This is a genomic window from Pseudochrobactrum mosebachae (genome assembly GCF_048914685.1).
Taxonomy (GTDB): Bacteria; Pseudomonadota; Alphaproteobacteria; order Rhizobiales; family Rhizobiaceae; genus Pseudochrobactrum.
This window is the reverse complement of record NZ_CP128408.1, coordinates 2,834,890-2,859,257: the sequence shown is the minus strand read 5'-3', so window position 1 is coordinate 2,859,257 and position 24,368 is coordinate 2,834,890. Positions and strand designations below refer to the sequence as shown.

23 protein-coding genes and 2 tRNA genes are annotated in these 24,368 nt (G+C 49.0%); 20 read left to right on the top strand and 5 right to left on the bottom strand.

The window, feature by feature from the left end; translation table 11 throughout:
- Nucleotides 1-42: 42 nt before the first annotated feature.
- The 12 genes from MP213Fo_RS12935 to MP213Fo_RS12880 all read left to right on the top strand — a co-directional run bounded on the left by MP213Fo_RS12935 (nucleotide 43) and on the right by MP213Fo_RS12880 (nucleotide 10,973).
- Nucleotides 43-117, top strand: a tRNA-Glu gene (locus tag MP213Fo_RS12935).
- 263 nt (nucleotides 118-380) lie between these two features.
- A tRNA-Glu gene (locus tag MP213Fo_RS12930) sits at nucleotides 381-455 on the top strand.
- Nucleotides 456-561: 106 nt separating this feature from the next.
- A complete protein-coding gene (gene sfsA / locus MP213Fo_RS12925; protein ID WP_421089386.1) occupies nucleotides 562-1,266 on the top strand; it encodes a DNA/RNA nuclease SfsA in 705 nt (234 codons plus the stop codon).
- Between the two features lie 57 nt (nucleotides 1,267-1,323).
- The gene (map, locus tag MP213Fo_RS12920) at nucleotides 1,324-2,157 is read left to right on the top strand and encodes a type I methionyl aminopeptidase (protein ID WP_421089385.1); all 834 of its coding nucleotides are present in this window, start codon (nucleotides 1,324-1,326) and stop codon (nucleotides 2,155-2,157) included.
- Between the two features lie 177 nt (nucleotides 2,158-2,334).
- Nucleotides 2,335-3,210 (top strand): RadC family protein, encoded by an 876-nt coding sequence (gene radC / locus MP213Fo_RS12915; protein WP_421089384.1) that lies wholly within the window; start codon nucleotides 2,335-2,337, stop codon nucleotides 3,208-3,210.
- 230 nt (nucleotides 3,211-3,440) lie between these two features.
- Nucleotides 3,441-4,076, top strand: coding sequence for an outer membrane protein (locus tag MP213Fo_RS12910; protein ID WP_421089383.1), 636 nt, complete (start codon nucleotides 3,441-3,443; stop codon nucleotides 4,074-4,076).
- Nucleotides 4,077-4,441: 365 nt separating this feature from the next.
- Nucleotides 4,442-5,500, top strand: coding sequence for a dipeptidase (locus MP213Fo_RS12905; RefSeq protein ID WP_421089382.1), 1,059 nt, complete (start codon nucleotides 4,442-4,444; stop codon nucleotides 5,498-5,500).
- 211 nt (nucleotides 5,501-5,711) lie between these two features.
- On the top strand, nucleotides 5,712-7,337 hold the full coding sequence (locus tag MP213Fo_RS12900) for an ABC transporter substrate-binding protein (RefSeq protein WP_421089381.1): 1,626 nt from the start codon (nucleotides 5,712-5,714) through the stop codon (nucleotides 7,335-7,337).
- Between the two features lie 6 nt (nucleotides 7,338-7,343).
- Nucleotides 7,344-8,408 (top strand): ABC transporter permease, encoded by a 1,065-nt coding sequence (locus tag MP213Fo_RS12895; RefSeq protein WP_421089380.1) that lies wholly within the window; start codon nucleotides 7,344-7,346, stop codon nucleotides 8,406-8,408.
- The gene (locus MP213Fo_RS12890; RefSeq protein WP_421089379.1) at nucleotides 8,405-9,334 is read left to right on the top strand and encodes an ABC transporter permease; all 930 of its coding nucleotides are present in this window, start codon (nucleotides 8,405-8,407) and stop codon (nucleotides 9,332-9,334) included. The genes MP213Fo_RS12895 and MP213Fo_RS12890 overlap by 4 nt, the downstream gene beginning before the upstream one ends.
- Entirely contained in the window at nucleotides 9,331-10,200 is an 870-nt protein-coding gene (locus MP213Fo_RS12885; protein WP_421089378.1) for an ABC transporter ATP-binding protein, read from the top strand. Before MP213Fo_RS12890 ends, MP213Fo_RS12885 begins: the two co-directional genes overlap by 4 nt.
- Nucleotides 10,201-10,229: 29 nt before the next feature.
- Nucleotides 10,230-10,973 carry an ABC transporter ATP-binding protein gene (locus tag MP213Fo_RS12880; RefSeq protein WP_421091146.1) on the top strand — a complete coding sequence of 248 codons (744 nt, stop codon included), beginning with the start codon at nucleotides 10,230-10,232 and terminating at the stop codon, nucleotides 10,971-10,973.
- A gap of 197 nt (nucleotides 10,974-11,170) precedes the next feature.
- Here MP213Fo_RS12880 and MP213Fo_RS12875 read toward each other — a convergent pair whose 3' ends face one another.
- The 3 genes from MP213Fo_RS12875 to MP213Fo_RS12865 form a co-directional block, all read right to left on the bottom strand.
- Nucleotides 11,171-11,662 (bottom strand): hypothetical protein, encoded by a 492-nt coding sequence (locus tag MP213Fo_RS12875; protein WP_421089377.1) that lies wholly within the window; start codon nucleotides 11,660-11,662, stop codon nucleotides 11,171-11,173.
- A gap of 162 nt (nucleotides 11,663-11,824) precedes the next feature.
- A complete protein-coding gene (locus MP213Fo_RS12870; protein WP_421091145.1) occupies nucleotides 11,825-12,697 on the bottom strand; it encodes an alpha/beta hydrolase in 873 nt (290 codons plus the stop codon).
- An 85-nt stretch (nucleotides 12,698-12,782) separates the two neighbouring features.
- Complete coding sequence (locus MP213Fo_RS12865) at nucleotides 12,783-13,313, bottom strand: flavin reductase family protein (RefSeq protein WP_421089376.1); 531 nt, start codon at nucleotides 13,311-13,313, stop codon at nucleotides 12,783-12,785.
- 280 nt (nucleotides 13,314-13,593) lie between these two features.
- Between MP213Fo_RS12865 and MP213Fo_RS12860 the strand changes: the two genes are divergently transcribed.
- Nucleotides 13,594-14,730, top strand: a complete 1,137-nt coding sequence (locus MP213Fo_RS12860; RefSeq protein WP_421089375.1) for an ABC transporter substrate-binding protein — start codon at nucleotides 13,594-13,596, stop codon at nucleotides 14,728-14,730.
- A 40-nt stretch (nucleotides 14,731-14,770) separates the two neighbouring features.
- Entirely contained in the window at nucleotides 14,771-15,781 is a 1,011-nt protein-coding gene (locus MP213Fo_RS12855) for a P1 family peptidase (protein ID WP_421089374.1), read from the top strand.
- Nucleotides 15,782-15,891: 110 nt separating this feature from the next.
- On the opposite strand, the gene MP213Fo_RS12850 is transcribed toward MP213Fo_RS12855, so the two are convergent.
- Nucleotides 15,892-16,344 (bottom strand): TerB family tellurite resistance protein, encoded by a 453-nt coding sequence (locus tag MP213Fo_RS12850; protein WP_421089373.1) that lies wholly within the window; start codon nucleotides 16,342-16,344, stop codon nucleotides 15,892-15,894.
- Between the two features lie 387 nt (nucleotides 16,345-16,731).
- On the opposite strand from MP213Fo_RS12850, the gene MP213Fo_RS12845 reads away from it, so the two are divergent.
- The 4 genes from MP213Fo_RS12845 to MP213Fo_RS12830 all read left to right on the top strand — a co-directional run bounded on the left by MP213Fo_RS12845 (nucleotide 16,732) and on the right by MP213Fo_RS12830 (nucleotide 21,451).
- Nucleotides 16,732-17,517 carry a TSUP family transporter gene (locus tag MP213Fo_RS12845; RefSeq protein WP_421089372.1) on the top strand — a complete coding sequence of 262 codons (786 nt, stop codon included), beginning with the start codon at nucleotides 16,732-16,734 and terminating at the stop codon, nucleotides 17,515-17,517.
- Between the two features lie 734 nt (nucleotides 17,518-18,251).
- The gene (locus tag MP213Fo_RS12840) at nucleotides 18,252-19,280 is read left to right on the top strand and encodes an ABC transporter substrate-binding protein (protein ID WP_421089371.1); all 1,029 of its coding nucleotides are present in this window, start codon (nucleotides 18,252-18,254) and stop codon (nucleotides 19,278-19,280) included.
- A gap of 232 nt (nucleotides 19,281-19,512) precedes the next feature.
- The gene (locus MP213Fo_RS12835) at nucleotides 19,513-20,403 is read left to right on the top strand and encodes an ABC transporter permease (protein ID WP_421089370.1); all 891 of its coding nucleotides are present in this window, start codon (nucleotides 19,513-19,515) and stop codon (nucleotides 20,401-20,403) included.
- Nucleotides 20,393-21,451, top strand: a complete 1,059-nt coding sequence (locus MP213Fo_RS12830; protein ID WP_421089369.1) for a quaternary amine ABC transporter ATP-binding protein — start codon at nucleotides 20,393-20,395, stop codon at nucleotides 21,449-21,451. The genes MP213Fo_RS12835 and MP213Fo_RS12830 overlap by 11 nt, the downstream gene beginning before the upstream one ends.
- 76 nt (nucleotides 21,452-21,527) lie before the next feature.
- Here MP213Fo_RS12830 and MP213Fo_RS12825 read toward each other — a convergent pair whose 3' ends face one another.
- Nucleotides 21,528-21,662 carry an entericidin A/B family lipoprotein gene (locus MP213Fo_RS12825; RefSeq protein WP_421089368.1) on the bottom strand — a complete coding sequence of 45 codons (135 nt, stop codon included), beginning with the start codon at nucleotides 21,660-21,662 and terminating at the stop codon, nucleotides 21,528-21,530.
- A 418-nt stretch (nucleotides 21,663-22,080) separates the two neighbouring features.
- Here MP213Fo_RS12825 and MP213Fo_RS12820 point away from each other — a divergent pair, with 418 nt between their 5' ends.
- Both MP213Fo_RS12820 and catB read left to right on the top strand, forming a co-directional pair.
- Nucleotides 22,081-23,079 (top strand): GlxA family transcriptional regulator, encoded by a 999-nt coding sequence (locus tag MP213Fo_RS12820; protein WP_421089367.1) that lies wholly within the window; start codon nucleotides 22,081-22,083, stop codon nucleotides 23,077-23,079.
- Nucleotides 23,080-23,358: 279 nt separating this feature from the next.
- Nucleotides 23,359-23,988, top strand: coding sequence for a type B chloramphenicol O-acetyltransferase (catB, locus tag MP213Fo_RS12815; protein WP_421089366.1), 630 nt, complete (start codon nucleotides 23,359-23,361; stop codon nucleotides 23,986-23,988).
- Nucleotides 23,989-24,368: the final 380 nt, after the last annotated feature.

The window sequence follows — 24,368 nt, the reverse complement described above, 5'->3', positions numbered from 1 at the left end:
GCACGATAAATATCATGCCGCTATAAGCCGGATCACCAGCAGGCGCCCATCGTCTAGCGGTTAGGACAGCGCCCTTTCACGGCGCAGACAGGGGTTCGATTCCCCTTGGGCGTACCATTCTCTCAACCTTTGAGATGATCATAAATTGTACTGCAGGCAACCAATAATCCCAAGCTAAACACACTTTGATATCGAATATCCGCTGTCATTTTATGCACAGTATTTCTCAGCTCTATAACCTATGCGGCGATTATCCGGATTCGATTGCGCTAAAGCCTGTTTTTCATAAGTCTCGGATTTTTTTCACATATTTTATGTTTTTTCTCATTTTCTCTCTTGCGTATCAAATAGAGCTTAGCTATAAGCCGGATCACCAGCAGGCGCCCATCGTCTAGCGGTTAGGACAGCGCCCTTTCACGGCGCAGACAGGGGTTCGATTCCCCTTGGGCGTACCATCATCCTTCTCATTGATGATCACTATTTTATCCCTGCTTTTAAATTTCCAACTGTTAAATTGATCCCCTTATTGCATCTGTCGCTATAAATGTTTTAAGCACAATCATGCTTTTCCCCACTCCCCTTATTCGCGGCACTTTGCTGCAACGCTATAAACGCTTTCTTGCTGATATCCGGCTCGACACAGGCGAGCTGATTACTGCTTCCGTACCCAATACCGGTTCCATGCGCGGGTTAACGACACCGGGCTCGCCAGCATGGCTCAGCATATCTGATAGTACTAAGCGCAAATATGCGCATACGCTGCAGATTGTGCATGCCGATAACACGCTGGTTGGCATCAATACCGGCCTGCCGAATAAAATTGCCGAGGAAGCGATTCTAAACGGCATGATTCCCGAGCTCTCAGACTTTACCTCGCTCAAACGTGAACAAAAATATGGTCAGAACTCACGTATTGATCTTTTATTGCTTGGAGAAACTGGTAGCAAAACCTATGTTGAAGTTAAGAATGTTCACTTCAAACGGACGGGCACTCTCGCAGAATTTCCTGATAGCGTAACCGCACGTGGTGCCAAGCATCTTGCGGAACTCAGCGATATGGTCAAGGCCGGTCATCGCGGCGTCATGGTTTTCGTTATCCAGCGGGATGATTGTGATGCTCTATCAATTTGCGGCGATCTTGATCCGGTTTATGCTGCCGCATTTACTCAAGCCCGCCAAGATGGGGTTGAGGCTTACGCAATTCGGTGCCACATAAGTCCTGAAGCAATTATCGCAGATCAGACGGTTCCCGTGCTGACACTATGAAATCCCCTGCTCTGCGAATATTCGCATGGGCAGATTTAAAAAAATACGGATTATCCGATGGTAACCTATGTTAACGCCGACAGCGCGCCGATCAAATATACCGGTCAGATCAAGCTTTACGGACCTGAAGGTTTTGCCGCAATGCGCCGGGTATGCGCTATTACTGCAGAATGTCTTGATGCCCTGAATGATATTGTCAAACCGGGTGTCACCACCAACCAGATCGACCGTTTTGTGTTTGAATTCGGTGCTGATCGCGGTGTTGTTCCTGCAACGCTCAATTATCGCGGCTATACCAAAAGCTCCTGCACTTCTATCAATCACGTGGTCTGCCACGGTATCCCTGACGACAAACCCCTGCGTGAAGGCGATATTGTCAATATCGACATCACCTTTCTGCAGGATGGCTGGTATGGCGACAGTAGCCGTATGTATGCGGTTGGCCAGATCAAGCGCGCTGCCGAACGTTTGATGGAAGTGACCCATGAAAGCCTGATGCGCGGCATAGCTGCTGTGAAACCCGGCGCAAAAACCGGTGCTATCGGTGCGGTCATCCAGACCTATGTTGAGGCAGAACGTTGTTCTGCAGTGCGCGACTTCTGCGGACATGGTGTGGGCCAGCTATTTCACGATGCGCCAAATATTCTGCATTATGGCAAGCCGACAGATGGCGTAGAAATCCGCGAAGGCATGATTTTCACCATTGAGCCGATGATCAATCTTGGCAAGCCCGATGTGAAGGTTTTGAAAGATGGCTGGACAGCCGTGACCCGCGACCGTTCACTCACTGCTCAATATGAGCATACAATCGGCGTGACCAAAGATGGATGTGAAATTTTCACAGTATCACCCAAGAATATATTCTATACAACTAATAACCCTATGATCTGATTGAGTAAAATACAATCAAAAGCCGTTCCTGCATCAAGGGACGGCTTTTTTCATTTTCCGATAGACCATCCTGAAATTTTCCGTTTAAGCTATACATACGCGCCGCGTTTCAATGTGGCGTTATAATATTCAGAGGCAATTTTGCGGGGCATGTAACGCGGGGGCGCATGTAAAGCAATGGTCAGGAATCGTCTTGCCGCGAAGCTATCCAAGGCAGAGAAAAATATTACGCCATCAATCTCAGGCGATCCAAATCTGGCTGGTCTGCACCATCTCGCTGAATCAGCTGAGCCAATCTACGATCCTAAGACCAAACCTTTATCGGCCAGCCCGCCAGAAACAATAATTGCTCCGGCAGTCAAACCTAAGACCAAACCATCAAAGCCGCATTACAGTGGTCACCGGCAACGCCTGCGCGAGCGTTTTACAAACCATGGCGACGATGTACTGGCAGAGTATGAATTATTGGAGCTGCTGCTGTTTCGCACCATTGCACGCGCCGACACTAAACCACTCGCCAAAGCCTTACTGAACCGCTTCGGCAGTTTAGCCGCAGTATTTGGTGCAGAGCCGCATCTGCTACAGGAGATCCCCGGAATTGGTGAATCCGCTGCACAGGATATTAAATTGCTGGCCGCCTGCGCCCGCAGGCTCGGAAAGAGCGAGATTCTTAAAAAAGATATTCTGGACTCATGGAATAAGGTCATCAGCTATTGCATGACGGCCATGGCTTACGAGAGCCGCGAGCAATTTCGCATATTATTTCTCGATAAAAAGAACCGTTTGATTGCCGACGAAGTGCAGCAGATAGGCACTGTAGATCACACGCCGGTCTATCCGCGTGAAGTCATAAAACGTGCGCTTGAATTATCGGCAACCGCATTGATTTTATTCCACAATCATCCCTCAGGGGACGCTACCCCCTCGCGTGCGGATATTGAGATGACTAAAACCATTATCACTGTCGCCTCACCACTTAACATCATGGTGCATGACCATATTATCATTGGCAAGTCCGGCCATGTCAGCATGCGTGGCATGGGATTAATATAAAGCGGATGACAGCCGGCATTTCTGCATTGTCGGCCGTTGTTCCGATTAACCCCTTATTAATGATAAATAAAACAATAAGCCTGCTCCCATCTAATTGTGACCGTTTTAAACCAAATTGGTCACAATTACCCGTCATAAGCGGCTCCAAGACGCAAGGTCAAAAGACTCAAACCGCGTCATAGAAATTTACTTTTACGAAGCCCTGCTAAGGGTAGAGACGGAGCCGAATTATGCGTAATCTTACACTTTTTGCTACTGCAGCAATCGCATTTGCTGTTGCTCAGACACCAGCTATCGCTGCTGATGCGCTCAACAATTATAACTATAACGACACCACAACCAGCTATGATGCTCCGGCAACATGGGAAGGTAATTATGTCGGCGCGCAGGTTGGTACAACATCATCCACCACACCAAGCCCGTTCTCAAGCCGTTCCTCGGCTCTGGGCGGCATTGTAGCCGGTAAGAACTTCCAGTCCGGTAACTTTGTTTATGGTGGTGAACTGGAAGCCAATTTTGGTGAAGCAGAGCATAAAATCCAGAATGGTGGCCGCCTTCAGCAGTCATGGAGCGGTATCGGTAAAGTTAAAGCCGGTTATGCCATGGACAAAACGCTGGTCTACGGCACAGTCGGTTATGGTGCGACCAGATTCAAACCAAAAGACAATGTAACATCAGACAGCCAGTGGGCTGGTGGTGTTCTGCTCGGTGCCGGTGTTGAGCAGCAGCTTTCGGGCCCGCTGTCAGTAAAGGCTGAATATGACTATATGCGTCATAACGGTGTTAAAACCGACGTGCAGAATGAACGTGTCAGCAACAATCTAAAGAACCATGCTGTTAAACTCGGCGTAAATTACCGCTTCTGATTCTCTAAAAACGACAACTAATTTCAAAAGCGCCGTATAAGTGATTATACGGCGCTTTTTTATTTATTAGCTAAAATCACGAATAATGCTTTGATTTCATTCACATTCATTGAAACATGAATGAAATGATCCACTCTCAATATGATTTGTTTTTTAAGCATATAGCCATGCATTTTAAGCATAACAATATCTGCTACCCGTATAGTTTTCCCATATTTCGTGCGTTGCAGCAGAGCTTTTGCTTAACAATCAATTGCGGCACCCTTCAGACTAACGCCACCATACGGCAAAGGCAGGCTGCAGGTGCTTGACTTAAACAGGCCTCGCTATTGTAAAGTCATAGTGAGGAAATTGGGAATAAGACTATGCAAGCAGTTTTCGACGGCCATAATGATGTGCTGCTCCGTCTCTGGGAGAGTCGGAATAAAGGCGAAGATCCGGTAAAAGAATTCATCGAAGGCACCAGTGAAGGGCATATTGATCTGCCTCGTGCACGCAAAGGCGGCCTCATCGGCGGGCTATGCGCTATTTATATTCCCAATGCCACCCCGATGCACTTCAGTGCCCCTGCAGCGAACGGTCACTATGATACGCCGCTCGCAGAGCCGGTTGAGCGTACCTATTCATTCGATATCGCCAGTGAACTTATCGACATTGCCTATAAGCTTGAACGCGCCGGCGGTTGGAAAATCTGCCGTAATGGTCAGGACATCGACAATGCGGTTATCGACGGTGATTTTGCAGCCGTGTTGCATATGGAAGGCTGTGAAGCGCTTGATAAAGACCTCAAGGCGCTGGAGCTGTTTTATCAGGCCGGCCTGCGCTCATTAGGGCCTGTATGGAGCCGTCATAATATTTTCGGCCATGGCGTGCCCTTCTCCTATCCTATGGATCCGGATACGGCCCCCGGCATCACTGATGCGGGCCGTGAACTGGTTAAAGCCTGTAACAGTCTCGGCATTCTGGTTGACCTGTCGCATATCACCGAAAAGGGCTTCTGGGATGTGGCAGCGATTACCGACCAGCCATTGGTTGCCAGCCACTCCAATGCCTATGCCTTAACACAGGTTGCGCGCAATCTGACAGATAAGCAGCTGGCAGCTATAGGTGAGAGTAACGGCGTTGTCGGTCTCAATTATGTAACCACAATGCTGCGCGAAGATGGACAGGTTAATACCAAGACGCCTTTAAGTGATATGGTTCGCCACATTGACTATCTGGTCAGCAAAGTCGGCATTGACGGTGTCGCGCTGGGCTCTGACTATGACGGCGGCCCGATACCTGATGACATCGCGGATGCCTCCGGCGGTCAAAATCTGGTCAATGCACTGCGCACCGCTGGTTATGGTGAGGATGATCTGGCTAAAATCTGCCGTGAGAACTGGCTGCGGGTATTGCGTTCAGCATGGCATGAGGCGCATTAACAAGCCGGCACAGCTGGCTGATTGCAGGGTGGTACTCATAAGCCACCCGCTTGCGCAACGCTCAGAAACCTGCCTATGTTACATAATGTTTTTTGCCACATATTATACAGGCAGTGCAACAACTGCCTTTAAACCTGGCAACAATAACACGGCGCGATACACGTGCTTTAAGTATCGTAACGAACAAACATATTGGGATTAAACGGGGTATATGATAATGAATAAATCCAATGGGATGAAGACTTTAAGTCACCTTGGTTATCTGGCTGCCGGCGTTGCACTGAGTGCATTTGTTGGTATGGCCTCGGTTCAGGCTGCAACACCGGCAGACACGCTGGTTCTCGGCTGGACATTCGATGATATGATCACACTGGATCCGGCTGAATCTTTTGAGCTGTCCACCGGTGAAATCCTCGGCAACACCTATGACCGTTTGCTGCGTCTTGATCCCAATGATGCTGCCAAAGTTGTTGGCGACATTGCCGAAAGCTGGGATGTTTCAGAAGACGGCCTGACCTATACATTCAAAATTCGTGAAGGTCAGAAATTTGCCTCCGGCAACCCGCTGACAGCTGAAGATGTTGCCTATTCGCTCGTTCGCGCCGTTAAAATTGACAAGAGCCCTTCCTTCATTCTCACACAGTTCGGCTTTACAGCCGACAATGTTGAAGAAAAGGTCAAGGCAACCGATGCCAATACCCTCGTCATCACCGTTGACCAGTCTTATGCACCAAGCTTTGTGCTGAACTGTCTGACCGCCGATGTTGCCTCTGTGGTTGATAAAAAGCTGGTTGAAGAAAATGCCAAAGACGGCGATTACGGCTATGGCTGGTTGAAAACCAACTATGCCGGCTCGGGCCCGATGAGCATCCGCGACTGGCGCGCCAATGAAATCGTTGTGCTGGAGCGTAACGATAATTATCGTGGCGACAAAGCCTTGTTGCAGCGTGTTATGTACCGCTATGTCAAGGAAAGCGCCACTCAACGCCTAATGCTTGAAAAAGGCGATATCGATGTTGCACGTAACCTTGAGCCGGGCGATATTGATGCTGCGGCTAAAACCGATGGTATTTCGCTGACAGCATCGCCAAAAGGCACTGTTTATTATTTCAGCCTTAACCAGAAAAACGAAACTCTGGCCAAGCCTGAAGTGCGTGAAGCACTGAAATATCTGGTTGATTATGATGCCATTGAATCAACGCTGGTAAAACATATCGGCGTTCAGCATCAGACATTCCTGCCAAAGGGTCTGCTCGGTGCATCCGATGAAAAACCTTACAAGCTCGACGTTGCCAAAGCCAAAGAACTGCTGGAAAAAGCCGGTCTTAAAGATGGTTTCAACATCAGCATGGATGTGCGCTCTTCACAGCCTGTAACCGGTATTGCTGAATCCATTCAGCAGACCTTTGCACAGGCCGGCGTTAAAATGGAAATCATTCCGGGTGACGGCAAACAGACATTGACCAAATATCGTGCCCGTAAGCATGATCTTTATATCGGTCAGTGGGGTACAGATTATTGGGATCCGAACACCAATGCGGATACTTTTGCCAGCAATCCAGACAATGGCGACGATGCATCAGCGAAAACCCTTGCATGGCGTAATGCGTGGGATATCCCTGAGCTGACAAAAGAAACCAAAGCTGCAGTGCTGGAACGCGACACTGAAAAGCGTACCCAGATGTATCTCGACCTGCAGAAAAAGCTGCTGGATGACGGCCCGTTTGTCGTGCTGTTCCAGCAGACCGAAGTTGCAGCCTACCGCAATAACATCGAAAACTACAAGCTGGGCGTGACCTTCACCACCAACTCAGTTTTCAACGTATCGAAGAAATAATACGATATGAGTGTAAGCACTATAACAGCATCCGGGCGTAGAAACGCCCGGATCAGCAAATGGGCTGTCAGCATTGGCAGCTTCTTGCTGATCGTCATCACCACCTATCTCGGTTTGCTTGCCGTGACCTTTTTTATCGGTCGCGTCATTCCGATCGATCCGGTTCTTGCCATTCTCGGTGACCGCGCACCGGCTCATGTTATTGAGCGCACCCGCGAGGAATTAGGATTTAACCTGCCGGTCTGGCAGCAATTTATTATTTATGTTCAAAAAGCCCTGTCGGGTGATTTCGGCATGTCGGTTCTTACCTCCAATCCGGTCATGACTGATATTAAACGCGTTTTCCCTGCCACAATGGAACTGGCCACCATCGGCACGCTGATTGGTGCGATTATCGGTGTTCCTCTGGGTGTGCTCGCGGCTGTCAAGCGCGGTACATTTATCGATCAGCTGGTGCGGGTTATTGGTTTGTTCGGTTATTCCATGCCTATTTTCTGGCTTGGTATGATTTGCCTGCTGATCTTCTACGCCAAGCTTGGTTGGGTTGCAGGCCCCGGTCGTATTGATGTGGTATATGAATATACATTCACACCAATCACAGGCCTTTATATTCTCGACGCCATTATTCAGCGTCAATGGGATGCGCTGAGCAATATTATCTCGCACATTATTCTGCCGGCCTCACTGCTCGGTTACTTCTCACTGGCCTATATCAGCCGCATGACCCGTTCTTTCATGCTCAATGAGCTGGATCAGGAATATATTGTTGCAGCCCGTGCTAAAGGCCTGAGCGAAACCAAAATTATCTGGGGGCATGCCCTGCGCAATGCCGCAGTACCGCTGGTTACAGTCATTGCACTGTCCTATGCCGGTATGCTTGAAGGCTCGGTTTTGACTGAAACCGTTTTCTCATGGCCAGGTCTTGGCCTGTACATCACCAATTCTCTGCAAAGCGCTGATATGAATGCTGTTCTCGGCGGCACAATTATCATCGGCTCTGTGTTTATTGCCCTGAATCTGATTTCCGATCTGCTCTATCGGACACTCGACCCACGGACGCGCGCACGATGAGTGAGACCACATTACCTAAAGAAACATGGCGCGAATGGCTGCTCACAGAGCGTCCGCAATCGCGTTCACAAGCCAAACTCGGCCGCTCCTATATGGTGTGGCGCCGCTTTGCCGCTAACAAACTTGCCGTGCTTGGCCTGGCCATTATCGGTCTGCTGGTATTTGTCGCAATCTTTGCCAATGTGTTGGCGCCACATTCACCGGTTGTTGGTGATCTGGCGGGGTCTCGCCTGCTGCCAATGGGCTCACCGGGCTATTTGCTTGGTACAGATGATCAGGGGCGCGATATTCTCTCCCGTATCATCTTCGGCTCGCGCTGGACATTGTATGTGGTATTGCTAGTGGCTATTCTGTCAGCACCGGTCGGCCTCTTGGTCGGTACAGTTGCCGGTTATGCCGGTGGCTGGGTTGATGCAATTCTGATGCGCATTACCGATATTTTTCTGGCCTTTCCAAAGCTTATTCTGGCGCTCGCCTTTGTTGCGGCACTCGGACCCGGCATTGAAAATGCGGTTATCGCTATTGCCATCACCTCATGGCCGCCTTATGCGCGTATCGCACGTGCTGAAACCATGACTTTGCGCAATTCAGACTATATTTCGGCAGTAAAACTGATGGGCGCCTCTCCGGCTCGCATCGTGATCCGTCACATTATGCCGCTCTGTCTGTCATCACTGATCGTGCGTGTAACGCTCGATATGGCCGGCATTATTCTGACTGCTGCGGGCTTGGGCTTCTTGGGTCTTGGCGCACAGCCGCCACTGCCTGAATGGGGTGCAATGATTGCTTCTGGCCGTCGTTTCATTCTTGATCAATGGTGGGTTGCGGCCGTACCCGGCATGGCTATTCTCATTGTCAGCCTTGGCTTTAACCTGCTTGGTGACGGCCTGCGTGACGCTCTTGATCCGCGAGGCAACAACCAATGAGTGACACAATTAAACCATTTGATGATCGTGCAGATCATAAGCTGCTTTATGTTGACGATTTGCGGGTGTCTTTTCCCACCCGCACAGGTAAAATTGAGGCTGTTCGCGGTGTCTCCTTCACGCTAGGCCGTGAGCGGCTGGGCATTGTTGGTGAATCCGGCTCCGGCAAATCCCAGACCGGCCGTGCGATTATGGGGTTAACACCGCCCCACGCACAGATTACCGCTAATCGTCTGGAATTTGACGGTATCGACTTGCTCGGCATCTCTGCACGCGAACGCCGCTCTTTGCGCGGCAATCGCGTAGCCATGGTTTTGCAGGATCCGAAATATTCGCTCAACCCTGTAATGACCATAGGCCGCCAGATCATCGAGACCCTTTCAGCACATAATATCGTCAAGAAATCCGAGGGCCGTGCCCTTGCGCTTGAAATGCTGGAAGCGGTGCAGATTCGCGATGCAGAACGTGTGTTTGACCTCTACCCGCATGAAGTTTCAGGCGGCATGGGGCAGCGCGTGATGATCGCCATGATGCTGATTGCCAAGCCTGAGCTGCTGATTGCCGATGAGCCGACATCCGCTCTCGACGTCACCGTGCAGCTCGAAGTGCTCGGCATTCTCGACAAGCTGGTGCGTGACCGCGGCATGGGGCTGATCTTTATCAGCCATGATCTGCGTCTGGTTTCATCATTCTGCGACCGCGTTATTGTAATGTATGCGGGTCGTATTGTTGAAGAGATCGCAGCAAGCGATCTCGCAAATGCCAAACATCCTTATACTCAGGGACTTCTCAATTGCATGCCCAAGATCGGCGCCGACCGGCACCCGCTTCCGACATTGCAACGCCAGGCGGAGTGGCTCGTATGACCGGACTAACAACTAAAACCGCCTCTACTCTGCCGCCCGCGCTGCGCATTGAAAATCTCGATGTGCTGTTCAATGAGTTTCATGCGTTGAAAGATGCATCAATCACGGTTGAAAGCGGCTCATCCTTTGGTCTGGTTGGTGAATCAGGCTCAGGAAAATCCACCTTGCTGCGCGCAGTTGCAGGCCTTGCAGCAACCGCATCAGGACGGATTGAGATTAATGGTAAAGACGTCCCCACCCCGCGTGACAAGACGTTTTACAGCACCGTACAGATGGTGTTTCAGGATCCGTACGGGTCATTGCATCCGCGCCAGACCGTTGACCGCCTGTTGCTTGAGCCATTGGCTATTCACGGCATCAAGGATATCGAAACACGTATTGTTCGCGCGCTTGATGAAGTGGGCTTGGGTTCCGGCTTCCGGTTCCGTTATCCGCATCAGCTCTCCGGTGGCCAGCGTCAGCGTATTGCTATTGCCCGCGCTCTGATTGTCGAGCCGAGCATTTTGCTGCTGGATGAACCAACCTCAGCTCTCGATGCATCGGTTCAGGCTGAAGTGCTTAATCTACTTGAGCAGATTCGTCGCGATCGCAATCTGACCTTTGTTATGGTCAGCCATGATCTGGCGGTTATCACCCATATGTGTGATGAGCTGGCTGTGATGCAAAATGGTGCGATTGTTGAAAAGCTTAAAGCCGATGATTTGGCCAAGGGCGCAATTAAGGAAGAATATACCCGTAATCTGATGGTTGCGAGTGAAGGCTTCCGGCGCTGATATCAGTGCTGCTCAAAGAATAAAAAGGCCGCGCGTCTCACGACCGCGGCCTTTTTATTATTGTATTTTATTACTGTAATTCAGACAGTTAATGCCATTTCATGAATCACTTTAATAACAAAAAGCCGCCCTCGGATGAGAGCGGCTTTTTGTTAAAACAGAACTTTGCAATCAGCTTATTTAAACCGGCGCTTTAATCAGCTGGCAGCTTTCTTTTTCGCTGGTGCTTTTTTAGCTGCAGCGGGCTTTGCAGTTGCTTTTGGTGCAGACGCTGCCTTTCGAGCGGCCTCATTGGCAGCCATCTGATCGGCACTCATCGGACTGGTATCAACGACAGAACGCACAGTCCCATTGGCACTGATAGAGCAAACGGCATCGCGCGAATCAACCTTCAGAATAACATCGGTATTACCACCGCTACCCGAACGGGTATTGACGGCAGAAATAACCTTCTCAGGAATGAAATATCTGTTGGCCGCAGCTGTAATGCATGGCCCCGCCAGCGCCTGATCCACATTGCTGCGCACAAATTGCGGCATAGCCGGCATTTGTATGGCAACCGGAGCCGGCGCCTGTGCTGCTGCACCTGTAGGTGCAGGCGTATTGGATGTTGTGGTACAGGCGGCAACCAGCGGAGCAAACATTGCCAATAGTACAAAGCGTGTTGCGTTAGCGGTGCTGGTGCGCATAGCTTCCCTCATTCATAAATACGATGATAATAACGGTGAAATTATTCACTTTTCTGATGCGAACCTATTCACTTTTTCTAAAAAGTCGAGTGGCGCCACAGTCACACTCGCAAACAATCAGACACGCTCCACAGACAAAAACCCAGCTTAGTCTGCGTGCCTTCAACCTTTATATGCAAGCAACCGGTTTATAACCATTTTCCAATCAGTCATCCGGATCGGTGTGCCGTGATTACCGCTTTCAAACCGGTGCATTGTCACAGGATATCCGGCAGAACCTTTGCGTAAAGACCGGTAAAACGCTTCCTGGCTATCAATTGCAAACACCGGATCACGACTGCCATGACTTAAAAATATCGGCAATTTACGTTTATAGGCGGCTGATTTTTTAAAGCCTTCATCCCATAATGAACCCAACAATGCCAAACCGTTAATCTGTGGTGAAATCTCATTATCGGAAGCCAGCTGCCAGCATAATGCCCCACCCGCTGAGCCGCAGCTCAAAATCAGTTTGGCATTAGGTGATTGTTGCTTCACAGCTTCAATCAGTCCGGCAATCTGCGCTTTGCCTTTTGATTCAAAATCAGCAAAGTCCGGTGATAAATAAAGACCGCCAGCCTGAGTAACCAGATTTTTAAGCCGGTTGAAATTACCACCAAATGTATAATCATTGACGCCCTGATGGCGGCTGCCACCTTTGCCATGCAGATAAATAACAATCAGCGGCGTTGCAGCGCTCTGCTTACCCACACTGTAGGTCTTAACCGGGCCTGCTGTGGTTTGCACCACCCTATCCTGCTGCTGGCTGCGTGGCTTAAGCGAGACATATTTGTCCTGCACGCGCTTTTCAACAATCGCATCGCGACCGTTAATGTCGCGCATTTCATTATAATCGAGAATGAGATAATCGCCATTATCAGCACTTTTAAGCACAGTCTGATACGAAAATAACGCGTCCTTGTAAGGCTTTAATAAAGCCTGCGCTTGCGTAGCACCGGCGACTGCGAACCACAGACCGGCAGTTGCAGTGAGCATGACACCAAAGCGCCTGACTAAACCGGTGTTATACGCAATCTGTCTGGTCAAGTCCGGCTCTCCCCGAGCTATCACTATAGAACTGTTATACCTTCAACCGGTGATAGGCGCGGTTGAGATAAACCAGCGCTTCGGCATCAGGTTCCGCCTGCGTTTGACGAATATCCAGCACTTCACCAAAAATCACATGATGGGTTGCCTGATCCTGACAAGAAATAATACGGCAGTCAAAACTTGTTAAGGCACCGCGCAAAACCGGAGAGCCTGTTACCAGCTCGTCCCATGTCCCAAGCGCAAAACGTTCATCGCTGCTCAGGCTATTACGACCGGCAAAGGCTTCTGCCAGATGTTTCTGATCAGCATGGAGCACATTAAAGGCAAAAACACCGTTTTCAATAAACATCCGGTTATCAAGATGAATGCGCTGCAGGCAAATCAGCAATGTTGCCGGATTGTCTGAAACCGAGCACCCCGCAGACAGCGTCAAGCCGCGTCGCCCTGCTGCACCATTGGTGGTGACAATATTAACCGCGCCTGCAAATTGACTCATGGCATTGCGATAGGAGAGCGGATCAACCGCATGTTTTTCCGTCACGATAGGTTTAACCATATTCATTTGCTTCGCTCTGCCACTGCATCATTTCTAAGACATATAAGCTTTTAACACTCTCATGACACATCAAAGGTAGATTTTACAGCATGATATGTCTCATTTTAGCAATCAAATCACAGTGATGAGGTCTTAACGGTACAATACCGGCCTGTAATTGGTCTGTCAGTGCATCGTTTTGCGGTTTAGTGCCATCCATGACCGCTCCGGAGAAAAGATTGCAAGCAGACGCATAACACTTTACCTCATAGGGACAGATTTATAGATTGAGGTTGAACTAACACCCATGAGACGTGCCGCCATGCTTTGCTGCTTGCTGATATCCGCGCTGTCAGCAGGTACTGCTTATAGCCAGACATCACCCGATAGCAACAAACAGCAAACCGCCACTCCATCCGGCTTGCAAATTGGCATTGTCGCGCCTTTCGACGGTAATTATGCACTGATCGCAAAGCAGATCCGTCTGGGTGCCGAGGCGGCCAATCAGCAGAGTGCCCAGCCTGTAACTTTCACCTATTTTCAGGAGAGCTGTAAAAGCACACAGGATGCCGCAACAGCCGAGAAGATCAGACTGGCAAATATCAGACTGGTGATCGGTTATGTTTGCAGTGAATCTTTAGAAGCAGCAGCACCCGTTCTCGCCCGCGATAATATAGCTATTCTGAGTCTGGGCAGTCGCCAGCGAACTCTTGCAGAGCAACAAACTAAACAAAATTTTGGCATTTTTCGCTTACAGGCCGATCGCACTGCCGCAATCAGTGTCTTGGCAGAGCAACTTTCTCCCATATGGCGCACGGTGCCATTTGCGCTGATTGAAGACGGCACAGTTCAGGGTCGTGATTTTGCACGGCAAGTCTTGGGCGCGTTCAAGGCCCGTGGTCTTGAGCCTGCATTCACCGACACCTATCGTCCGGCGCAGCCTGCACAAACCTCACTGATAGCCCGCTTGAAACGCGCCGGCATTCATCACGTGCTACTCGGTGGCGAGGGCGATGATGCCTCAATCATTGCGCGCAGTGCAGCAGCCGCCAACCACCCGCTCACTATTGCCGGTAGCGATACATTGTTGCGTGCTGATCCGCTCAATCCCCTGCCCGCCGGTTTGCTGATGAGTGCCATTCCGGAACCCGAATTGCAGAGTAATGCGGCAGAAGCGGTTAAAGCCATTGATATTTATGCCCGCCAGAATACCGAGACGGCAGAGTTGCAAACTGAGACCTATGCACTGCTTGCTTATGCCGCCATGCAGATTGCCGGTGAAGCGCTGACACTGCCAACCGATAAACCTTTGGCTGAATTCTTGCGCAAAAATCATTTTGAAACCGCCACAGGTGCGGTCAGTTTTACGCCGCAGGGTTTGCGGCGTGAAAATCCCTACCGGCTGTTGCGCTTCAACGGCAAGGTTTTCGAGCTTTCAGAATAAACCCGCTTCATATGCGCAACGATCAACAGGCTTCGCTAAAATGACAATAATTTCAGGGCAGCGTAATCTCATCACCGATGTGGCAGGCCTGCGTGTCGGCCATGCACAGGATGATCATATCAAAACCGGTGTGACCGCTATTTTGTGCGACCGTGAAACCACCGCCGCAGTGCAGGTGTTAGGCGGCGCGCCCGGAACCCGCGAGACAGATCTTCTGGAGCCGCATAATACCGTACAGCATGTGAATGCCATTGTGCTTGCTGGTGGTTCGGCTTTCGGTCTTGATGCTGCCTCTGGTGTGCAAGCGTATCTGCGTGCCAATAAAATCGGTTTTGAAGCAGCTGGTCACCATATTCCGATTGTTCCGGCAGCTATTCTTTTCGATATGCATAATGGCGGCAATAAAGAATGGCAGCGCTACCCGCCCTATCGTGAGCTTGGCTATTTGGCAGCGGAAAATGCAGCGCAAGACTTCACCCTTGGCAGTGCCGGTGCAGGAGCCGGCGCATTGGTTGCCGGCATCAAAGGCGGCCTCGGTTCGGCGTCTCACGTGTTAAATACAGGCATAACACTGGGCGCACTTGTGGCGGTTAATGCTGTGGGCTCGGTCACAATTGGCCAGAGCCGCCATTTCTGGGCAGCGCCTTTTGAGCAGAATGCTGAATTCGGCGGGCTTGGTTATCCCCATCCGTTACCGGTTAATGCCACAGAAGTGCGCATTAAATTTCGTGACGCCAGCCCGCAAACCAACACCACGATCGGCGCAATTGCAACCGATGCTGTATTGACCAAAGCACAGGCTAAACGTTTAGCCATTGCCGCCCATGACGGTTATGCCCGTGCAATCTGGCCGGCACATACGCCATTTGACGGTGACCTTATTTTTGCTCTGGCAACCGGCGCAAGCGGCATTGAGCCGTCGGTGCATGATTTTATCGATCTTTGCGCGGCAGCTGCCTCAACCATGGCACGTGCTGTAGCACGCGGGGTTTATCTTGCAACGCCACAAGACAATGACCTGTTCCCCTGCTGGCAACAATTAAAAGATTAAAAAAACGCGCCCTGGTGAGGCGCGCTTTCGATAGTCATTCAAGTTTGAAAACTTGTGGTTACACCACGCTGTTTTCCCGTCTGGTTACACCACAGGACTTTGCCGTGTGGCTAGACCACAGGACTTTCATTGTTTTGGCGTCGCTCAAACAACTCTTCCGGTGTTACATTCAACTGCTCGATAACGCGGGCAATCAAAGCGCTTTCAGCCGGATGAATTTCATTATCAGCCTGTGCAATCGCCACAAGATGATTGATCAGTGACTGACGGCGTTCCGGCGCCATTTCATTGAATAAAGCAGCCGCCTGCGTGCTGGTTGTTTCATAGGAAAATGTTTTCAGATAATCGGCGATCTCTGGCAATTCTTCCGGCATAATATCAAAATCATGCTGCATGATGTGCAGAAGCGCATTCATTTCAGCCTGATGTTTCTGACCATCCACAAAGACCAACCGCACCAGCAATAACAGCTCAGACACCAGTGCAGGATCTTCCGACAGCCGCTGTACTGCCGTCTTTTTGCTCAGATATGCGCTGATGCGCTCGAAAATCGTTTCACTCATGTCTGGTCCCCGATAAGGAATTTTATCCGTATAAAATTCAGTGTTGGCAAGACTGCTGCCAAATGACAAGCCCCGCATCACAAATCTTTAAACACATACACCATAAAAATCAGCACTATAAATACGCCGGAGCAATTTCATGCGCACTGGAAACAGTTGCGCCTGATCTTTAATGTCCTGTTCTGCATTCAAATCCATCTATTCCTGACTAAGGTTTTAAATTAAACATTCTAGCAAACAATTGCACATCTTGCGCTGCCCCCTGCCACACTTTATCAAGTTAGCTATCTTCAATATCCGGATTTTCTCTATCCAGATTTCTCCAGCACCTGCCGACCTGTCATATCGATGATCAGGCAACCGGCAGCACAGTCTCGAACGGTTCCCATGTCCGCTTCTATTGATTCCATGCTTTTGCTGCTGGCTTTTGCCGGTTTTATCGCCGGTTTTATTGATGCCATTGCCGGCGGCGGCGGTATGATCACCGTACCCGCTTTAATGCTGGCCGGCCTGCCACCGGTCGAGGCGCTGGGAACCAACAAGCTGCAATCTTTGTTCGGCTCGTCTTCGGCAACCATCAGCTATGCACGCAAAGGCCATGTTAATATTAAAGAACAATTGCCCAAAGCACTGATGTCTGGGCTTGGTGCCGTTTTCGGCGCATTACTGGCCACCTATATTCCGGGCGATATTCTCTATGGTCTGCTGCCGATATTATTGGTGGCGATTGCCATCTATTTCGTTATCAAGCCGAATATTGGCGACATCAGCCGCAGCGAACGTATGAAACCATTTATCTTCGGCGTTACCATTGTACCGCTGATCGGTTTTTATGACGGTTTATTCGGCCCTGGCACCGGCTCGTTCTTTATGATTTGTTTTGTATCGCTCGCAGGCTTTAGCCTCTTGAAAGCAACAGCACATACCAAGCTGCTCAATTTCGCTTCTAATCTTGGCAGCTTTCTCGCTTTCGCAGCCGTTGGCGCGATTAACTGGAAGGTTGGTTTGGTCATGGGTGTAGCACAGATATTTGGCGCTACAGCTGGTGCCCATCTGGCTATGCATGTTGGTTCTAAACTGATCAAGCCATTGCTGATTGTTACTTGTATTGCCCTGACAATCCGCCTGTTAATGGAACCAACCAATCCGTTGCGCATGTGGATCGGACTATAGATCAAAGTTGATTGCAGCATTTTTATCGTCAGTACTGACCCAAAAACTTCAAAATAACGGCAATATTTACCAGACATTAAACTCTTGCTAACCGAACGGTAACGATGTGCGTATAAAAGAGTGGATAAGAGACATTTATGCCTCCCGCTCCGGATCAGGTATTGCGTACCGGAGTAGTATTTAAGTTTGCCGCGTTGAGTGAGGCAAATGAGCCAAGCGTATTTTGGCAATTACCGCGCAGCTTTTAGCAATAGCGCGGTTTTTGCCGTTGAGTTACTTTTAAAGCCATCCCGCTGCACATTCATGCGCGCACTCGCACTTTTTCATTAGATATCTTTACCTGAATGCACAGATATCCTGCTTGCATTACGCATAATTTTAAGACAGCCTATAGTCTGCTCATCTCAAAACATTGCTTCTTTGTACAAGTATAAACACACTATAATTATCTGATTATGAGTATCGATACATCTATCATCATAAATACATAATACGCTTAAAATTCATAAGCTTAATAGTAAAATTAAAAATAGCATTTATTTATTCTTCATCTCGTTAAAATGCGATTTTTAGCGGTTATTTTCTCGATGTCGTTAATTAGTTACAGATCGTCGCTGGAAGGCCGCTGACTTTACTCATGAAAATATTGCATGGGAGTATAAAAATAACTGTCATCGGCTTCGGTACCACCTTTGACAGATAACAAACGGTACACGGGGAACAGGAGAAAACCTATGAAGAAGCTATTCGCTTCAACTATTCTCGCAGCCGGCCTTCTGACAATTTCAGGAATAGGTCTTGGATCAGGTTTGATGGCCACCTCCGCGCAGGCTGCTGAATGTGGTGACGTTACCATCTCAAACATGAACTGGCAGTCAGCAGAACTGCTCTCCAGTCTGGATAAACTCATTCTCAATGCCGGTTATGGCTGTAATGCGGAAATCGTTGTCGGTGACACGGTGCCGACCATTACTTCAATGGTCGAAAAAGGCCAGCCGGACATTGCCCCTGAAGGCTGGGTCGATCTGCTGCCGGATATTGTTAAAAAAGGCTTCGACGACGGCAAAATTATTTCCGTAAACCAATCATTGCCGGACGGCGGTGAACAGGGCTGGTGGATTCCTAAATATATTGCCGACAAACATCCGGACATCAAAACATTTGATGATCTGCTCAAGCATCCGGATTTGTTTCCGGATCCTGAAAACCCTGCCAAGGGTGCAATTTATAATGGTGCACCTGGATGGGGCGGCACAGTGGTTACCAGCCAGTTCTACAAGGCTTTTGAATTTGAAAAAGCCGGCTTTAACCTGATTGATACCGGCTCCGCTGCCGGTCTTGACGGTGCCATTGCCAAAGCCAATGAACGTCAGGCACCAATCGCGGCCTTCTATTGGGCGCCAACCGCCCTGCTCGGCAAATATGAAATGGTCATGCTGAAAACCGGCTATGACGTTGATGAGGCTGAGTGGAAACGTTGTAACACTGTGCTTGATTGTCCGGATCCGAAGAAAAACGGTTGGCCAAAAGATCGCGTTGATACGCTTGTGACCAAACAGTTCTCAGAGCGTGCAGGGCCGGCCCTCGATTATCTTAAAAACCGCTCATGGTCGAATGAAACCCTGAACAAACTACTGGCATGGATGACAGACAATCAGGCCACTGGTGAGCAGGCAGCCATTCACTTCCTCAAAACCCATGAAGATATGTGGACAAAATGGGTACCTGCTGACGTGGCTGAAAAGGTCAAAGCAGCGCTTTAATTTAGCTTAGCATGGCAAAAGTGGGAACCGGTTTTGCCACATATGCAAAATTAAAATCACTTGAGTAAATCTGTGATGTGCCTGCACGCCACAGCGCTCAACTATCCTGATTATCCTGTCCGGCAGCATATTGCCGGACAGATAACGCGACCAAACGCAGATATTTTCATGGGTGCTCAGACTGCCTTATGCCGTTAGCCAATCATGAAGATAACAGGAGATTATACGCTTTATGGACTGGCTGTACCGTTTCCCTAATCTCGATAATTCGACCCTGACAGAGATCAAAAAAGCTATTGACGAAACATTCCGCAGTTTCACCCGTGCTTACGGGGATACGATTGAAGGTTTTTTCAGTCCGCTGCAGTTCTTTCTGATCAAGGCTGAGCGCTTTATGACCGGCACACCATGGCCTGTTATTCTGCTGATTGTTGCTGTTATTGCGTGGTTTGCCAGCCGCAGCATCAAAATCACCATTGGCTCAGTCCTGACTTTATTTCTCATCGGTTATTTCGGCATGTGGGATGATACGATGAAAACCATTTCGATGATTTTCGTCTGTACTGTTTTGGCAATCATAGTTGGTATCCCGACCGGAATTTTGATGGCCAAATCCAACCGGCTGCAAAGTTTTATCAGTCCGGTGTTGGATATTATGCAGACCATGCCAAGCTTTGTTTACCTTATTCCGGTGGTTATGCTGCTGGGTATCGGCCGCGTACCGGGGCTGATTGCTGTTGTGATCTATGCCATCCCGCCAATTATCCGCCTTACCAATCTCGGTATCCGGCAAGTCGATCGCGATGTGCTTGAAGCGGCAGACGCTTTCGGCTCTTCCTCATGGCAAAAACTTAAAAATGTACAATTGCCGCTGGCCTTGCCAACAATTATGGCCGGTATCAACCAGACCATTATGATGGCACTGGCAATGGTGGTTATCGCCTCGATGATCGGCGTGCAAGGACTAGGACAACCTGTTCTCAAGGCCATTTCCAATCAGTATTTCACGCTTGGAATTTTCAACGGTATGGCAATTGTCGGTATTGCGATCATTTTCGACCGCATCAGTCAGGCCTATGGAGCGCGGCTGCAAAAGCATCTGGAGATCACCCATGGCCAATAATATTTCAACCGGCAACAGTGAAAAGCAACCGGCAGCGGGTATCTCAATCCGCCACCTGTATAAAATATTTGGACATGATCCGAAAAACTATGTGCAGGCCGTTAAAGATGGCATGACCAAAGCCGAGCTGAATGACAAACACGGCCATATTCTAGGCCTTCGCGATATTAATATCGACATGCCGGCTGGTGGTATTCAAGTGGTTATGGGGCTGTCCGGCTCGGGAAAATCCACATTAATCCGTCATATTAACCGGTTGATCGATCCGACCAGCGGCGAACTGATGGTCGATGGCGAAGATGTGGTATCGATGTCCGCATTGCAGTTGCGTGAGTTCCGTCGCCACAAAACGGCAATGGTATTTCAAAAATTTGCATTGCTGCCGCACCGTACCGTATTAGAAAACACCGTCTATGGTCTGGAAATCCAAGGTATTCCACGGGAAAAACAGCTTGAAGAAGCCCATCGCTGGATTGAAAGAGTTGGTCTCAAAGGCTTTGAAGAAAAATATCCTAATCAGTTGTCCGGCGGCATGCAGCAGCGCGTGGGCCTTGCTCGTGCTCTGACCAATGACGCCCCTATTCTGCTGATGGATGAGGCATTTTCAGCGCTGGATCCGCTGATCCGCGTTGATATGCAATCTGTATTGCTTGACCTGCAAAAGGAGATCAAAAAAACCGTCGTTTTCATCACCCATGATCTGGATGAGGCACTACGGCTGGGAGATCGCATTGCCATTTTACGTGATGGTGAAATTATCCAGCAAGGCACCGGTCAGGATATCGTTCTTAATCCGGCAGATGCTTATATTGAAAGCTTTGTGCAGGAGGTTAATCGCGGGCGCGTTATTCGTATTGATACGATAATGACTGCACCGCAGCCGGAGAGTGCGAACCTGCCGGTCATTCGTTTTGACAGCCTGCTCGAAGAGGCCATGAGAAAGCTGGTTGATGAAAAGTCAGAGCATATCAGTATCTGCTGCGAGCAAGGCAAGATTATTGGTCAGGCATCAGTCAGTACAGTGATGGCCGCTATGGTACGTCGCTGATCAACTGTTATTATTACAAACAAAAGCCCGCATTGTTTTAACAATGCGGGCTTTTGTATCTCAAAATTGAGAGATATTATTGCACGGTCTGCTGCACAGCACGTCCTGTATCTTTCACATCTTTACCAACACCACGCACAGTATTGGCGCAGGCTGTAAGTGAAAGAGCGCAGAGAACAATGATAAACGGGGCAAATACAGAGGTCTTCATAGGGTATCTCCCAAAAGTGGCAACGATTTAATCTGAAATTAAAATAAGCTAATCTCATGATCAAAACGCGCCAAGCCCCATAACGGTTGCATCACGTATAAAATAAATCGATCTTTATTTGCTGATATTCTTTAGAAAATCACAAAAACACAATAATTTAACAACAGTGTACGCTATAGTATTAGCGACATAACGGTGATTTTAGCATACTTTAAGACATGATTTTTTCTGCATTTGCACGCCATTAATCGCTATGAAAATACCATTACGCGACAGGCATTTGGCCGCACTTCCCTAAAACCAAAGAATATGGCTCAATAAAGATATCCTGATTGCGTCGTCTGTGTGGGACAGAAATACGACGTCATTTGGCAAAAAACCTACCGGACATAAAAATAAAAATACGGGAACAACTGCCATGAGTGATAAATCGCGTATCACGCGGTCCATTGTGTTTTTTATGGTGCCAAATTTTTCGATGCTGGCTTTTGCCACAGCGATTGAACCATTGCGTATTGCTAACCGCATGCTGGGCTTTGAAGCCTATAGCTGGCGGCTGGCTTCTGCGGATGGCAAGCCGGTAAAAACCTCTAGTAATATCGAGATTGCCGCCAATACATCGATTGATGACGAGCGGCGCAACCTGATTGGTGAGAACCGCCCCAGCATGGTCTTTGTTTGCTCAGGGATCTATGTAGAAAACTATCAGAACAAATCAGCGCTATCCTGGCTCAGAGAATCCTATAATCGCGGTATTTCCGTTGGCGGCCTGTGTACGGGCGCGCATATTCTGGCGGCAGCAGGGCTCCTCTCCGGCAAACGTTGCGCTATTCACTGGGAAAATTTGCCCGGCTTTTCTGAAACATTTCCCAAAGCCGAGGTCTATGCTGATCTATTCGAGATCGACAGCAACCTCTATACATGTGCGGGTGGTACAGCAGCACTTGATATGATGCTGAAACTGATCGGCGATGATTTTGATGACAATCTCGTCAACCGCATTTGCGAACAGGCTTTAACTGACCGCGTACGCAAGCCTCATGACCGGCAGCGCTTGCCATTGCGTGCAAGGCTTGGTGTGCAAAACTCTAAAGTCCTGTCAATTATAGAGATGATGGAAGGCTGCCTGACTGAACCATTGTCCCTGCTGGATGTTGCAGGCCATGTCGGTTTGTCACGCCGTCAGATCGAGCGCTTGTTCCGTCAGGAAATGGGCCGTTCACCTGCACGTTATTATCTTGAAATTCGCCTCGATCGTGCGCGCCACCTGCTGGTGCAGTCTTCAATGCCGGTGGTCGAGGTTGCCGTAGCTTGCGGATTTGTTTCTGCCTCACACTTCTCAAAGTGCTATCGTGAGCTTTATGGCCGCTCCCCGCAACAGGAGCGCGCTGACAGAAAACAGCTTCTGGCAGCCTGAAATTTGATTGGCCGGTTTTACCGGCCTTTTTTATGCTTACATCACTACCAGATATTACGATTATCTGCCCGGAGCTCCTGCGCCCCATCTTCCCAATACGCCTTATTGGCATAGAACGAACTTCATGCTATCTAAATGTCATGATAAAAGCATCGAGACCCACCTGCATCGTGCTCCCGCATTCATAATGCGAGGAGCCTAGCAACGCGCCAGACCGGCTTGTTGCTCCCTTCCGCTTGCCCTGACGTAAGCGGCAATGGTTATGCAAGGAAGATATCGATGGAAAATTATTTTGAAAGCCCGTTCAAGGGCATTACGCTTGCCGAGCAAGTTACCAATCCCAATATCATTGTCGGTCGCTTTAGCTATTATTCAGGCTATTATCACGGCCATAGTTTTAATGATTGCGCCCGCTACCTGCTGCCGGATGAAAATGCGGATAAGTTGATTATTGGTAGTTTCTGTTCGATAGGTTCAGGCGCAGCATTCATTATGGCAGGTAATCAAGGCCACAGAAATGAATGGGTCAGTACGTTTCCGTTCTACTGGATGCCGGAAGTGCCGGCTTTTGCAGGCGCCGAAAACGGTTATTTACCAGCAGGTGATACCGTAATCGGCAATGATGTCTGGATTGGTTCTGAGGTGATTATCATGCCCGGCATTAAGATTGGTGACGGAGCAGTGATTGGCACCCGCGCCTTGGTAACGCGCGATGTCGAACCTTATACCATTATTGGCGGCAATCCTGCCAAACAGATCCGTAAGCGCTTTGATGATGAAAAAATTGAACTGCTTCTCAAGATCAAATGGTGGAACTGGTCAGACCAGCAATTGCAGCAGGCAATGCCATTTTTAACCAGTGGTAATATCGATGCATTGCACAGGCTCTGGTTAGCTTTTCTACGCTAGAGCATTTCACTATCAAGTTGAATCAACTTGATAGGTATGACAATGCGTAAAATCTAAAATCTAGCGCGAGCGCTGCGTTCTAACCTGAACATTATCCGCTCTAAAATAAATAAAAATCCCGTCCGGCACTTGGCCGGACGGGATTTTCGTCTTTCCAGATGGTCAGAGCAAGTTCAGGACAACTAGAATCCGGTCTCCCGTTAGAAACTGAATTTAATCCGAAACTGCACTTAACAAAGAGATAGAGCAAAGCCCCCGTTGCTCCCACCACATCTGACAAGACCTTTTTTACGCTTTTACACGCAATTTCGTTGATTTGAGCATTCTATTTTACTAGAGCGGTTTACGTTTAAATTGGATAATGTAATCCGCTCTAAGTT

What these genes read in the sequence shown, in the direction of transcription:
- MP213Fo_RS12830 (WP_421089369.1), top strand. Translation starts at nt 20,393, where the DNA reads ATGGCCAATAATATTTCAACCGGCAACAGTGAAAAGCAACCGGCAGCG.
- MP213Fo_RS12855 (WP_421089374.1), top strand. Translation starts at nt 14,771, where the DNA reads ATGACAATAATTTCAGGGCAGCGTAATCTCATCACCGATGTGGCAGGC.
- MP213Fo_RS12910 (WP_421089383.1), top strand. Translation starts at nt 3,441, where the DNA reads ATGCGTAATCTTACACTTTTTGCTACTGCAGCAATCGCATTTGCTGTT.
- MP213Fo_RS12905 (WP_421089382.1), top strand. Translation starts at nt 4,442, where the DNA reads ATGCAAGCAGTTTTCGACGGCCATAATGATGTGCTGCTCCGTCTCTGG.
- MP213Fo_RS12820 (WP_421089367.1), top strand. Translation starts at nt 22,081, where the DNA reads ATGAGTGATAAATCGCGTATCACGCGGTCCATTGTGTTTTTTATGGTG.
- catB (WP_421089366.1), top strand. Translation starts at nt 23,359, where the DNA reads ATGGAAAATTATTTTGAAAGCCCGTTCAAGGGCATTACGCTTGCCGAG.
- sfsA (WP_421089386.1), top strand. Translation starts at nt 562, where the DNA reads ATGCTTTTCCCCACTCCCCTTATTCGCGGCACTTTGCTGCAACGCTAT.
- MP213Fo_RS12835 (WP_421089370.1), top strand. Translation starts at nt 19,513, where the DNA reads ATGGACTGGCTGTACCGTTTCCCTAATCTCGATAATTCGACCCTGACA.
- MP213Fo_RS12865 (WP_421089376.1), bottom strand. Translation starts at nt 13,313, where the DNA reads ATGAATATGGTTAAACCTATCGTGACGGAAAAACATGCGGTTGATCCG.
- MP213Fo_RS12890 (WP_421089379.1), top strand. Translation starts at nt 8,405, where the DNA reads ATGAGTGAGACCACATTACCTAAAGAAACATGGCGCGAATGGCTGCTC.
- MP213Fo_RS12825 (WP_421089368.1), bottom strand. Translation starts at nt 21,662, where the DNA reads ATGAAGACCTCTGTATTTGCCCCGTTTATCATTGTTCTCTGCGCTCTT.
- radC (WP_421089384.1), top strand. Translation starts at nt 2,335, where the DNA reads ATGGTCAGGAATCGTCTTGCCGCGAAGCTATCCAAGGCAGAGAAAAAT.
- MP213Fo_RS12885 (WP_421089378.1), top strand. Translation starts at nt 9,331, where the DNA reads ATGAGTGACACAATTAAACCATTTGATGATCGTGCAGATCATAAGCTG.
- MP213Fo_RS12860 (WP_421089375.1), top strand. Translation starts at nt 13,594, where the DNA reads ATGAGACGTGCCGCCATGCTTTGCTGCTTGCTGATATCCGCGCTGTCA.
- MP213Fo_RS12845 (WP_421089372.1), top strand. Translation starts at nt 16,732, where the DNA reads ATGTCCGCTTCTATTGATTCCATGCTTTTGCTGCTGGCTTTTGCCGGT.
- map (WP_421089385.1), top strand. Translation starts at nt 1,324, where the DNA reads ATGGTAACCTATGTTAACGCCGACAGCGCGCCGATCAAATATACCGGT.
- MP213Fo_RS12900 (WP_421089381.1), top strand. Translation starts at nt 5,712, where the DNA reads ATGATAATGAATAAATCCAATGGGATGAAGACTTTAAGTCACCTTGGT.
- MP213Fo_RS12870 (WP_421091145.1), bottom strand. Translation starts at nt 12,697, where the DNA reads ATGCTCACTGCAACTGCCGGTCTGTGGTTCGCAGTCGCCGGTGCTACG.
- MP213Fo_RS12875 (WP_421089377.1), bottom strand. Translation starts at nt 11,662, where the DNA reads ATGCGCACCAGCACCGCTAACGCAACACGCTTTGTACTATTGGCAATG.
- MP213Fo_RS12840 (WP_421089371.1), top strand. Translation starts at nt 18,252, where the DNA reads ATGAAGAAGCTATTCGCTTCAACTATTCTCGCAGCCGGCCTTCTGACA.
- MP213Fo_RS12895 (WP_421089380.1), top strand. Translation starts at nt 7,344, where the DNA reads ATGAGTGTAAGCACTATAACAGCATCCGGGCGTAGAAACGCCCGGATC.
- MP213Fo_RS12850 (WP_421089373.1), bottom strand. Translation starts at nt 16,344, where the DNA reads ATGAGTGAAACGATTTTCGAGCGCATCAGCGCATATCTGAGCAAAAAG.